Origin of the sequence: Micromonospora sp. D75, assembly GCF_018070405.1 — a bacterium.
Taxonomy (GTDB): Bacteria; Actinomycetota; Actinomycetes; order Mycobacteriales; family Micromonosporaceae; genus Micromonospora; species Micromonospora chalcea.
Genome location: NZ_JAGPXV010000131.1, coordinates 1 through 11,160, shown reverse-complemented (window position 1 = coordinate 11,160; position 11,160 = coordinate 1). Strand labels below are relative to the sequence as shown.

General features: G+C 73.0%; 10 protein-coding genes. 5 read left to right on the top strand and 5 right to left on the bottom strand.

What is annotated here, in order from left to right; all coding sequences use genetic code 11:
• Positions 1 to 66 precede the first annotated feature (66 nt).
• Together KBX39_RS10965 and KBX39_RS10960 are read right to left on the bottom strand one after the other, a co-directional pair.
• Positions 67 to 1,287 carry an acetyl-CoA C-acetyltransferase gene (locus KBX39_RS10965; protein ID WP_064446335.1) on the bottom strand — a complete coding sequence of 407 codons (1,221 nt, stop codon included), beginning with the start codon at positions 1,285 to 1,287 and terminating at the stop codon, positions 67 to 69.
• A gap of 131 nt (positions 1,288 to 1,418) precedes the next feature.
• On the bottom strand, positions 1,419 to 3,023 hold the full coding sequence (locus tag KBX39_RS10960) for a FadD3 family acyl-CoA ligase (RefSeq protein ID WP_210870327.1): 1,605 nt from the start codon (positions 3,021 to 3,023) through the stop codon (positions 1,419 to 1,421).
• A 139-nt stretch (positions 3,024 to 3,162) separates the two neighbouring features.
• Between KBX39_RS10960 and KBX39_RS10955 the strand changes: the two genes are divergently transcribed.
• Both KBX39_RS10955 and KBX39_RS10950 read left to right on the top strand, forming a co-directional pair.
• The gene (locus KBX39_RS10955; protein WP_064446337.1) at positions 3,163 to 4,314 is read left to right on the top strand and encodes an acetyl-CoA C-acetyltransferase; all 1,152 of its coding nucleotides are present in this window, start codon (positions 3,163 to 3,165) and stop codon (positions 4,312 to 4,314) included.
• Positions 4,314 to 5,120, top strand: a complete 807-nt coding sequence (locus tag KBX39_RS10950) for an SDR family oxidoreductase (protein WP_069090078.1) — start codon at positions 4,314 to 4,316, stop codon at positions 5,118 to 5,120. Before KBX39_RS10955 ends, KBX39_RS10950 begins: the two co-directional genes overlap by 1 nt.
• A gap of 85 nt (positions 5,121 to 5,205) precedes the next feature.
• On the opposite strand, the gene KBX39_RS10945 is transcribed toward KBX39_RS10950, so the two are convergent.
• The 3 genes from KBX39_RS10945 to KBX39_RS10935 are packed head-to-tail and all read right to left on the bottom strand — an operon-like array spanning position 5,206 to position 8,363.
• Positions 5,206 to 6,306 carry an acyl-CoA dehydrogenase family protein gene (locus KBX39_RS10945; protein WP_210870325.1) on the bottom strand — a complete coding sequence of 367 codons (1,101 nt, stop codon included), beginning with the start codon at positions 6,304 to 6,306 and terminating at the stop codon, positions 5,206 to 5,208.
• 10 nt (positions 6,307 to 6,316) lie between these two features.
• Positions 6,317 to 7,465, bottom strand: a complete 1,149-nt coding sequence (locus KBX39_RS10940) for an acyl-CoA dehydrogenase family protein (RefSeq protein WP_199496114.1) — start codon at positions 7,463 to 7,465, stop codon at positions 6,317 to 6,319.
• A gap of 13 nt (positions 7,466 to 7,478) precedes the next feature.
• Positions 7,479 to 8,363 (bottom strand): SDR family oxidoreductase, encoded by an 885-nt coding sequence (locus KBX39_RS10935; RefSeq protein ID WP_210870323.1) that lies wholly within the window; start codon positions 8,361 to 8,363, stop codon positions 7,479 to 7,481.
• 112 nt (positions 8,364 to 8,475) lie between these two features.
• Between KBX39_RS10935 and KBX39_RS10930 the strand changes: the two genes are divergently transcribed.
• Genes KBX39_RS10930 through KBX39_RS10920 form a run of 3 tightly spaced genes read left to right on the top strand, consistent with a single transcriptional unit; the run spans position 8,476 to position 11,133 of the window.
• The gene (locus KBX39_RS10930; RefSeq protein WP_247660075.1) at positions 8,476 to 9,690 is read left to right on the top strand and encodes an MFS transporter; all 1,215 of its coding nucleotides are present in this window, start codon (positions 8,476 to 8,478) and stop codon (positions 9,688 to 9,690) included.
• A 35-nt stretch (positions 9,691 to 9,725) separates the two neighbouring features.
• Positions 9,726 to 10,547: an SDR family oxidoreductase gene (locus tag KBX39_RS10925; protein ID WP_210870319.1), complete on the top strand. Its 822-nt coding sequence runs from the start codon at positions 9,726 to 9,728 to the stop codon at positions 10,545 to 10,547.
• Positions 10,540 to 11,133 carry a nuclear transport factor 2 family protein gene (locus KBX39_RS10920; protein WP_210870317.1) on the top strand — a complete coding sequence of 198 codons (594 nt, stop codon included), beginning with the start codon at positions 10,540 to 10,542 and terminating at the stop codon, positions 11,131 to 11,133. Before KBX39_RS10925 ends, KBX39_RS10920 begins: the two co-directional genes overlap by 8 nt.
• Positions 11,134 to 11,160 lie beyond the last annotated feature (27 nt).

Below are 11,160 nucleotides of genomic sequence, written 5' to 3'. Positions count from 1 at the left end.
CTCGGCTTGGTGGCGTGAGCCGGCTGTCGACGTCCCCGGTTCGACGGGGGACGTCGACCCACCCGCCTAGGAGAGCCGCTCGATGACCATCGCCATGCCCTGGCCACCGGCCGTGCACATGGTCTCGAGGCCGAACTGGCCGTCCCGCGCCCGCAGCCCGTTGATGAGCGTCGTCGTCATCCGCGCTCCGGTCTGACCGAACGGGTGGCCCAGGGCGATCGCGCCGCCGTGCACGTTGACCTGCTCGGGGTTGGCCTTGAGGTCCGAGATGGAGGGGACGACCTGAGCGGCGAACGCCTCGTTGAGCTCGACGAGATCGATGTCGGCCATCGAGAGCCCGGCCAGGGCGAGGGCCCGCCTCGACGCCTCGACCGGGCCGAGACCCATGATCTCCGGCGAGATCGCCGAGACACCGGTGGACAGGATCCGGGCCAGCGGCGTGACGCCGAGTTCGGCGGCCTTGCGGCTGGACATGATGATGAGGGCGGCCGCGCCGTCGTTGAGCGGGCAGCAGTTGCCCGCGGTCACCGTACCGTCGGGCCGGAAGGCCGGTTTGAGGCCGGACAGCGACTCGGCCGTCACTCCGGCGCGAGGGCTGTCGTCGGTGGCCACGACGGTGCCGTCGGCGAGGGTCACCGGCGTGATGTCGGTGGCGAAGAAGCCCGACTCGATCGCGGCCTGGGCCCGCTGCTGGCTCGTGGCGGCCCACTCGTCCTGCTCGGCGCGGCTCACACCGCGGTGGCTCGCGACGTTCTCCGCGGTCTCGCCCATCGCGATGTAGACGTCGGGCAGTTCATTCGCGTCGCGTGGGTCGGTCCACGGGCCGGCGCCACCCCGTCCGCGGGTGGCGGTGCGCTCCCCCGCCGCGGCGAAGATCGGGTTCTTCGTGTCCGGCATGCCGTCGGACTTGCCGGCGGCGAAGCGCGAGACGGCCTCGACCCCGGCGGAGACGAGCACGTCGGCCTCACCGGAGCGGATGGCGTGCAGCGCCATCCGGGTCGTCTGCAGGCTCGACGCGCAGTACCGCTGCACCGTCGTCCCGGGAACCCGGTCGAGCCCGAGTTCGACAGCGACGACGCGCGCGAGGCCCCAGCCCTGCTCGCCGGCCGGCTGCGCGCAGCCGAGCATGAGGTCGTCGATCTGGGTCGGGTCGAGCGCCGGCACCTGGGCCAGGGCCGCCTGGACCATCTGGGTGGCCAGGTCGTCGGCCCGCATCGAGGCCAACGACCCCTTGAAGGCCCGGCCGATCGGCGAGCGCGCCGCGGCGACGATGACTGCGTCCTGCATTGGTGTCCTCCGGTTCTCGGGCTGGCGCCCGTGACGGCGGTGCCGTCGGTGTCAGGTCTGGTCGGGGCGTCGGGCCTGCCGGCGAGCAGGGCACCGGGGCCGGTGCGCCCGCACGAAGCGCAACGCCGGGCTCACCCGGTGAGCTTGAACTTCTGGATCTTTCCGCTCGCGGTTCGTGGCAGCGCCGCAACGACGGTGAAGCTGCGCGGGCGCTTGAAGTTGGCCAGCCGCTCCCGGCACCACGCCTCGAGCTCGTCGGCGAGCGCCGACTCGTCACCGGTCCAGGCGGGAACGGTCTGCACGAAGGCGCTGCCGACCTCGCCCATCCGCGCGTCGGGGACCACGACGACCGCGACGTCTACGTCGGCGGGATGTTCGGACAGCACCCGCTCGACCTCGGCTGGGTAGACGTTGAAGCCCCCGACCATGTAGACGTCCTTGATCCGGTCGGTGATGCGCAGGTAGCCGTCCTCGTCGACCCAGCCGACGTCACCGGTGTGCAGCCAGCCGTCCTCGTCGATGGCCTGCGCCGTGGCGTCCGGGTCCTCGAAGTAGCCCGCCATCACGTTGTAGCCGCGCACGAGGATCTCGCCCGACTCGCCGGCCGGCAGCGGCTGTCCGTCGAGACCGGCGATCCGCAACTCGGTGCCCGGGATCGCCCGCCCGCAGCTGGTCGAGATCCGTTCGAGGCCGGCGTCGGGCGGGCACACGGTAGCGGTGCCGCACGTCTCGGTCAGGCCGTAGGCGGTGATGACGTCGCGGAAGCCGAGTTCCTCGCGCATCCGGCGCAGCAGCGGCACTGGCACGGTCGTGGCGCCGGTGACGGCCAGGCGTACCGAGCTGAGGTCGTACCTGCCGAGGTCGGGGTGTTCGAGCAGGGACGTGTAGACGGTGGGCGCGCCGGGGAAGACCGTGACCCGTTCCTGCTCGATGAGACGCAGCACGGTCTCGACGGCGAACACGGCGACCGGGATGATCGTGGCGCGTGTGAGGAGGCAGGCCAGGATGCCGGCCCGCCAGCCGAAGCTGTGGAAGAACGGGTTGACCATGAGATAGCGGTCGCCTCGCCGCAGCCCGACGAGTCGGGCCCACTCCCTGTCGACGCGAAGGTTCGAGGCGTGCGAGACCATCGCGCCCTTGGGGTAGCCGGTGGTGCCGGAGGTGAACAGGATGTCGGACACGTCCTCCGGGGCGAGGGCGGCGATCCGTTCGTCGACGACTCCGGGGTCGACCTGGTCGGCCAGCGCGGTGAAGCCCGCCAGGGACCACACGCCGTGATCGGTCTGCTCGCGGCCGGTGGCGGACAGGTCGACGACGGTACGCACCGAGGGCAGCAGTGGCACGGGGCGGCCGACGGCCGGTGACGGCCCGTCGCCGCGCAGCGCGGCCAGGTAGTGGGTGTCCAGGAAGGCGTCGTCCAGGACGACCATCGTGGCCCGGACCTTGGCGATGACGGACCGTGCCTCCGCACCACGGAAGCGGGTGTTGACGGGGCACAGCACGCCGCCCGCGGCCAGCACGCCGAGGGCGCTGACGACCCAGTCGGCGCTGTTCGGGGCCCAGACGACGACGCGGTCCCCCGGCTCGAGACCGTGCGCGACAGCGGCCCGCGCGAACCGGTTGACGGCCGCGTCGAGCTCGGCGAAGGTCATCCGCACGTCCCCGTCGACGAGGGCCTCCAGCTCGGCGGCGTCCTGCGCGGCCTGCCGCAGCAGGGCGGGGATCGTGGTCAACACGTCACTCACGCACATCTCCTCACGCGGAGCCGGTCACTTGTCGGAAACGAAGCACAGACTACCAACCAAGCGCTTGCTAGACTAGCGGCAGCGACGCCGGCGGCACCGACCGGTGAGGCATCTGAAGGAAGGGAACCCGGTGGCAGAGGCATACATCGTGGACGCCGTCCGCACCCCCGTCACGCGACGCGGTGGCGCGCTCGCCAAGATCCACTCCGCCGATCTGGGAGCCGCCGCGCTCACCAGCCTCATGAGTTCCTCGGGGATCGACCCCGGCGCCGTCGAGGACGTCGTGTTCGGCTGCGTCGACACCATCGGCCCACAGGCCGGTGACATCGCCCGCACCGCCTGGCTCGCCGCCGGCCTCCCGCAGCACGTACCCGGCGTCACAGTGGACCGGCAGTGCGGCTCGAGCCAGCAGGCGGTGCACTTCGCGGCCCAGGCCGTCATGGCCGGAGTCAACGACGTCGTGGTCGCCGGGGGCGTGCAGAACATGAGTGCCATCCCCATCTCGGCCGCGATGCTCACCGGTCAGCAGTACGGCTTCGACGACCCCTTCTCCGGGTCGATCGGCTGGCGCGAGCGCTACGGCGACGAGCAGATCTCGCAGTTCCGCTCGGCCGAGATGATCGCCGAGAAGTGGGGCGTCAGCCGGGAGGACATGGAGCGCTTCGCCCTGCGTAGCCACGAGCGGGCCCTGCGGGCCATCGCCGAGGGCCGCTTCGGCCGCGAGATCCGCGCCGTCGGCGACGTCGACACCGACACCTGTCCGCGCGCCGACACGAGCCTGGAGAAGATGGCCGCCCTCGACCCGCTGACCCCCGGCGGCCGGGTCACCGCCGCCGTGGCGAGCCAGATCTGCGACGGCGCGGCGGCCCTGCTCGTCATGAGCGAGCAGGCCGTGGCCGAGCACGGCGTGACCCCGCGCGCCCGGATCCACCACCTGTCGGTACGCGCCGACGACCCGGTGCTGATGCTCACCGCCCCGATCCCCGCCACCGCCCACGCGCTCGAACGCACCGGAATGTCGATCGACGACATCGACCTGTTCGAGATCAACGAGGCGTTCGCCTCGGTCGTGCTCGCCTGGCTCCAGGAGACGGGGGCCGACCCGGAGCGGGTCAACGTCAACGGCGGCGCGATCGCCCTGGGCCACCCGCTCGGCGCCACCGGCGCCCGGCTGATGACCACCCTCCTGCACGAGCTCGAACGCACCGGCGGCCGCTACGGCCTGCAGGTGATGTGCGAGGGCGGCGGCCAGGCCAACGTCACGATCATCGAGAGGCTCTGATGACCCACTCCCCCGAGACGCCCGGCGGCGTCGACCTGACCGGCCAGGTCGCCGTCGTCACCGGAGGCACCCGTGGCATCGGCGCCGAGATCACCCGCGCCTTCCTCAGGGCCGGGGCGCGGGTGATCGTGTGCGGCCGCAGCGAGCCCGAGGAACTGCCCGGGATCGACGGACGCACGCCCGTCTTCGTCCAGTCGGACGTACGCGACCCGGAGCAGGCCAAGGCCCTCGTCGCCGCGGCGGTGGACCGGTTCGGCCGGCTCGACATCCTGGTCAACAACGCCGGTGGCGCACCGAGCGCCGACACCGCGACGGTGTCCCCCCGCTTCGTCTCGGCGGTCGTCACGCTCAACCTGCTCGCCCCGTTCTACGTCGCCCAGCAGGCCAACGAGGTCATGCAGCGTCAGGGCAGCGGGACGATCATCAACATCGGCTCGGTCGCCGGAGCCAACCCGGCCCCGGACACCGCCGCGTACGCCGCGGCCAAGGCGGGCCTGACGATGCTGACCCGGTGCCTCGGGCTCGACTTCGCGCCCGCCGTACGGGTCAACCAGGTGACTGTGGGTCTCGTGCAGACCGAGCTGTCGCATCTCTACTACGGCGACGAGGCGGGGCAGGACCGCGTGGCGCGGACCATCCCCATGCGGCGGATGGCCACCCCGGCCGACATCGCCGCGGCCTGCCTGTTGCTCGTCTCGCCGCTGTCCGCCTACGTCACCGGCACGGAGATCGTCGTCGACGGTGGTGGGGAGATCCCGTCGCGGCACCTGGCCGCCCAGCCGCCCGGCGCCGGTCCGCTCGGCTGAGCGCGCGGGGCATGTACGGCGGAGGGGCCGCACCGGTTCGGTGCGGCCCCTCCGCTCCTGCCTGCCGTGGAGTTCGGCGCCTCGCTCAGAGGCCGGCGAGCGCCGCCACCTCGGCGCGGACCGCCGCCGCAGAGCCGGCCAGCAGCTGGGCCGACTTGCCGCGCTTGAAGAACAGGTGTGCGTGGTGTTCGAAGGTGAACCCGATGCCGCCGTGCAACTGGATCGCCTCGGCCGCGACGGTCATCAGCGTGTCGGCGCACACGAGCTTGGCCAGCGCCGCGTCGTGCGAGCGGGTGGCGGCCCCGGTGCGCAACGTCGTGACGAGGTGGTCGGCGGTGGCCCGCGCCCCGGCGACCGCGACGGCGAGGTCGGCGCAGCGGTGCTTGAGGGCCTGGAACGACCCGATCGGGCGGCCGAACTGCTCCCGCACCTTGAGGTAGTCGACGGTGAGGTCGAGGCAGGCGCGGGCGGCGGCCGCCGACTCCAGCGCGAGCATCGCGCGTACGTGGTCCAGCAGCACCCGGGCACCGTCGCCGCCGGGGGCGTCGACCCGGGTGGCGGCGGCCTCGCGCAGGTGCACGGTGCTCAGCCGCCGGGTCTGGTCGAGCGTCATGTGCGTCCGCACGTCCACCCCGTCGGCGGCCCGGTCCACCGCGTAGACGCCCAGCTCACCGCCTTCGTTGCGGGCGGTGACGAGAACGGCCCGGGCGGCTTCGGCCCCGGCGACGAGGGTCTTCGTCCCGGTCAGCGCCCACTCGTCCCCGGCGCCGGCGGCCCGGGTGGCGGCCTGCCCGAGATCCCAGCCCGCGCCGTCCTCGGCGAGCGCGACGGCCAGGGTCAGCTGCTCGTCCACGACGCGTGCCAGCAGGGGCTCGGCGCTCGGGCCGAGGGCGCGGGCGGCGAGGATCGCGGTGAGGCTCGTCGCGAGCGCGCCCGGCACGAGCCGGGCCCCGAGCTCCTCGATGACGGCGGTCGCGGCGGGCACGTCCAGGCCGAGGCCGCCGAGGTGCTCCGGCACGACGAGGCCGAGCAGGCCCAGCTCGGCCGTGAGCAACTCGTGCAGCAGCGGGTCGTAGCCCCGCTCCCCGACCATGACCTCGTGGGTTCGGCGCAGGTCGGCCTGCCCGTCGAGCACCTCGGCCACGGAGGCACGGATCTCGGCGAGGTCCTCGGGCGTTCCGGTCATCGTCCTCACCTCATCGGGGCAGGCCGAGCAGGCGCTCGGCGATGATGTTGCGCTGGATCTCGTTGGAGCCGCCGTAGATCGTGTTGGCGCGGCTGAAGAGGAAGTGGGTCTGGGCGTCGTCCAGCTCGTACCCGGGCCCGGTGAGCAGCGCCCCGGCCCCCTCGACGTCGACCGCGAGCTCACCCAGCGAGCGGTTCCACGTGGCCCACTGGAGCTTGGAGATCGACGCCTCCAGACCGGACAGCCCCTCACCGGCGGACGCGAGCAGCCGCACCGCCGAGTGCCGCATCACCTCGAGCCCGATGTATGCGTCCACGAGGCGGTCACGCAGCGCCGGCTCCTGCCAGGCGCCGTTGGAGCGGGCCCGGGCGATGACGGCGTCGAGGCGCCGGCGGAAGCCGATCTGCTGGCCGAGGGTGGACACGCCCCGCTCGAAGCCCAGCGTGCCCATGGCGACCTTCCAGCCCTCGCCCTCGGCGCCGACACGGTGCTCGACGGCGGCGACGGCCTCGTCGAAGAAGACCTCGTTGAACTCGCTCGTGCCGGTCAGCTGGGTGATCGGGCGCACCGTCACGCCGGGCTGATTCATCGGCACCAGCAGGTACGACAGGCCCGCGTGGCGGGTCGAGCCGGGATCGGTGCGGCACAGCACGAAGCACCAGTCGGCCAGGTGCGCCAGTGAGGTCCACACCTTTTGCCCGGTGATGACGTAGTGGTCGCCCCGGCGTTCGGCGCGGGTGCGCACCCCGGCGAGGTCCGACCCCGCGCCGGGCTCGGAGTAGCCCTGGCACCAGATGTCCTCACCGCTGGTGATGCGGGGCAGGAAGCGCGCCTTCTGCTCCGGCGTGCCGAACGCGAGCAGGGTCGGGCCGAGCAGCTGCTCGGACATGTGCCCGAGCCGGCCGGGCGCGCCGGCGCGGGCGTACTCCTCGTGGAAGATGACCTGCTGGGCGAGGGTCGCCGGGCGACCGCCGTACTCGGTGGGCCAGGAGAGGCCGATCCAGCCGGCCCGGCCCAGGTGGCGCTCCCACTCGCGGCGCAGCTCGTGCGCCTCGTGCTCGCGTCCCTCGCCGCCGGTGCCGACCGCCTCGGCGAACGGCCCGGTCAGGGCCTCCTGGAGCCAGCCGCGGATCTCGGCCCGGAACTGCTCGTCGCTCACCGGCGCACCCATGTCAGGCACCGTAGACGGGGGTCGGCGGCTCGGAGCGGGCGATGAGGTCGGCGACCACGTCGGTGAGCTCCTCCGGTTCCCATCGGCCGCCCTTGTCGGCGGCCAGCCCGTGGCGCCAGCCGTCGGCGAGCGAGACCTCGCCGCCGGCGACCTCGAAGACGGCGCCGCTGACGGCCCGCGCGGCGTCGGAGCCGAGCCAGACCACGAGCGGGGAGACGTTTGCCGGGTCCATCGCGTCGAAGCCCGTCGCGGGGGCGGCCATCGCCTCGGCGAAGACGGCCTCGGTCATCGGGGTACGGGCCGAGGGGGCGATCGCGTTGACGACGATGCCGTACCGGGCCCACTCGGCGGCCGCGATCTGGGTCAGCGCGGCGATCCCGGCCTTGGCGGCGCCGTAGTTGCCCTGTCCGACGCTGCCCATGAGCCCCGCGCCGGAGGACGTGTTGACCACGCGCGCGGCGACCGGGCGGCCGGCCTTGGCCTCGTCCCGCCAGTAGGCGGCGGCGTGGCGCATCGGGACGAAGTGTCCCTTGAGGTCGACCCGCAGGACCAGGTCCCACTCCTGCTCGCTCATGTTGACAAGCATCCGGTCGCGGTTGATGCCGGCGTTGTTGACGAGGGTGTGCAGCCCGCCGAAGGTCTCGACCGTCTCGCGCACGAGGCGCTCACCGTAGGCCCAGTCGCTGACGTCGCCGGTGCTGACGACCGCGCGACCGCCCAGCGCGCGGATCTCGTCGACGACGGCCTGGGCCGCCGCCCGGCTGCTGTCGATGTCGTTGACGACGACGTTCGCGCCGTGCCGGGCGAATTCGAGGGCGTGGACCCGGCCCAGCCCCTGTCCGGCACCGGTCACGATCACCGTTCGTCCTGCGCAGAAGCCGCTCACGGCACGCCCTTTCACTCGAGGTACGGGAAGAAAACCACACCCGGCACTAGCTATGCAAGCAAGCGCTTGGTAGGGTCCCGGAAACGACAGAAGGATGGCGAAAGACGTGAAAATGTTCTCGGCCCTGCAATTCCGAGACTTCCGCTTCGTACTCCTGACCCTGGTGTTGTCCCAGGCCGGCTACTGGGGCTGCAACATCGCCTTCCAGTCGGTGCTGATCGAGAGCGACGCCACCCCGGCGACGATGGGGGCGCTCTTCTTCTGTCTGCTCGTGCCGTTCACGCTCTTCTCCATCCCGGCCGGCGTGCTGGCCGACGCGGTCGACCGGCGGCGGCTGCAGATCGGCGTGCTCCTGGCGACCACCGTCCTGGCCGGGGTCTGCGCGGCGACGATCGCGGCCAGCATCGTCGCCCTGCCCGTGATGCTCGGGCTCGCCTTCCTCGCCGGCACCGGAATCAGCTTCCTGTCCCCCGTGACCCAGGCCCTCGTGGCAAACACCGTCCCGGCCGAGGCGCTCGGCCATGCCGTCCCGATCCAGGCGGCCGGGCTCAACCTCGCCCGCTCGATCGGCCCCGCGGTCGCCGGGCTGATCCTCGTGGCCTGGGGACCGCTGGGCACGTTCGTGATGTACGCGACGCTCACTCTCGCCGCGGCCGCCGCCGCGGTAGCGGTCCGCACCCGGCGCATCCCGCCGGCCGTCCGGGTGGCCCGGGAGAGCCTGACCACCCAGGTACGCGCGGGGATCCGGCACGCCCGCGAGCGTCCCCCGGCCGCGCTCTGCCTCGTCATCGTCGCGGTGAACGCGTTCTTCGGGTGCGCCTTCACCACCCAGCTCCCCGTCCGGGCGGCCGCGACCACTGACAACCCGGATCCGGTCTTCCCCGTGCTCGTGGCGCTGACCGGGCTGGGCTCGCTCCTCGGCATCCTCGTCGTGGCCCGTCTGTCCGAGCGCATCGCCACCGTGTGGCACGCCGCTGTCACCCTCGTTCTGCTCGGCCTGAGCAACGCCCTGCTCGGCGCCGCCACGACGGTGCCCGTGCTCGCGGCGGCCGCGCTGCTGTGCGGCACGTTCAGCATCGGCGCCATGGTGACCCTGCAGACGGTGGTCCAGAAGGTCGTCGACGACGCGCAGCGCGGCCGGGTGATGAGCCTCTACGTCCTCGGCTGGGGTGGCTTGCCGTTCGGCGCCCTCCTGCTCGGCGGGCTGAGCACGTGGCTCGGCTCCACGACCGCGTTCCTGCTGTACGCCGCCGCATGCCTGGCCACGGCCGCCACCGTGCTCCTGTGGTTGCGTCGCGGACGCGCCGACCCCCTCCCCGCGACCTGACCTCCCCCGGCCCTCCCACCTCCTCAGGAGTTGTCGTGACCGACCAGTCCTCCCCGACCGCGCCCACGGCGGCACTGCCCGTGCCCGCCGACTTCGTCCACCGCGCCGGCGTCGCGCTCGTCACCGGCGGCACCGGCGGCCTCGGCCGGGTCATCGCCCGCGAGCTGGCGCGTCGAGGGTCGGCGGTGGCGATCACCTACCGCACCGACGCCGACGCCGCCCGGCAGGTGCTCGACGAACTGCCGCCCGTCGCGTCCGGCACGCACTCGGCGCACCACCTCGATCTCACCGACGCCGAGGCCACCGCCGCGCTGGTGGCGGAGCTCACCGGGAGCCGCGGGCCGCTGCACACGGTCGTGCACGCGGCCGGGCCGCACGTACCCATGCGGCACCTGTCCACAGTGCGCCCCGAGCAGTTCGCCACGCAGGTCGCAAACGACACGACCGCCTTCTTCACGCTGGTCTCGGCCTGTCTCCCGGCCCTGCGGCAGAGCCGTGGCAACGTCGTGGCGATCACGACCGCGGCGACGACGCGCTATCCCGCCCGGGACGGCCTGTCCGCCGCGCCGAAGGCGGCGGTCGAGGCGCTCGTACGGGCCTTCGCCAACGAGGAGGGCCGCTTCGGCATCCGGTTCAACTGCGTCGGGCCGGGCATGCTCACCGACGGGATGGCCGAGCGGCTGATCTCCTCCGGTGACCTCGACGAGCGCGCCCTGGCCGTCGCCCGGTCCTCGACTCCACTGCGGCGGTTCGGTAGTGCCCTCGACATCGCCGAGGCCGCCTGCTTCCTGGCCAGCGACCGGGCCGGCTTCATCTCCGGGCAGAAGCTCGACGTCGACGGAGGCTTCGGTGTCTGAACCGTCGCGGTCCCTCCCGGTCGAGCTGGACGCGCTGCTCGCCGAGCGGGCCGTCGAACGGGCCCTGCTGCGCTATGCGCGCGGGATCGACCGGATGGACCGGGACCTGGCCGCGAGCGCCTTCCACCCGGACGCCCGGATCACCCTCGGCGGGACCACCGCCGACCGGGACACGATGCTGGACACGGTCTTCGCGCTCGTGGCGCGGCGCACCATGACGATGCACTACCTGACGAACATCCTGGTCGAACTCGACCCGGCCGACCCGGACCGCGCCCGGGCCGAGACGTACGGCATCGCGTTGCAGCGCAGCACGTCCGAACCGCCCCGCGGCAACATCATCAGCGGGTTCCGCTACGTCGACCTGGTCACCCGGCGCGCGGGCGAGTGGCGCGTGCAGGAACGCCTCACCGTCTCCGAGTGGCAGCGGGTCGACGACCTCGCCGGCCAGTGGCCGATCCCCGAGGCGGCACTGCGGGGAGCCCGCGACGCCTCCGACCCGATCAGCAGCCCGTGGCCGCCCGACGGCCCGGCCGCGGAGGCCGGGCCGGACCCGGCCGGCGAGCCCGGGCGCCCCGGTGGGTGACCCGCGGCCGGGGGTCGGCGCCGACGC

Bases quoted from the DNA above. Each gene is read 5' to 3' on its own strand.
- KBX39_RS10965 (WP_064446335.1), bottom strand. From the start codon at position 1,287: ATGCAGGACGCAGTCATCGTCGCCGCGGCGCGCTCGCCGATCGGCCGG.
- KBX39_RS10950 (WP_069090078.1), top strand. From the start codon at position 4,314: ATGACCCACTCCCCCGAGACGCCCGGCGGCGTCGACCTGACCGGCCAG.
- KBX39_RS10945 (WP_210870325.1), bottom strand. From the start codon at position 6,306: ATGACCGGAACGCCCGAGGACCTCGCCGAGATCCGTGCCTCCGTGGCC.
- KBX39_RS10930 (WP_247660075.1), top strand. From the start codon at position 8,476: ATGTTCTCGGCCCTGCAATTCCGAGACTTCCGCTTCGTACTCCTGACC.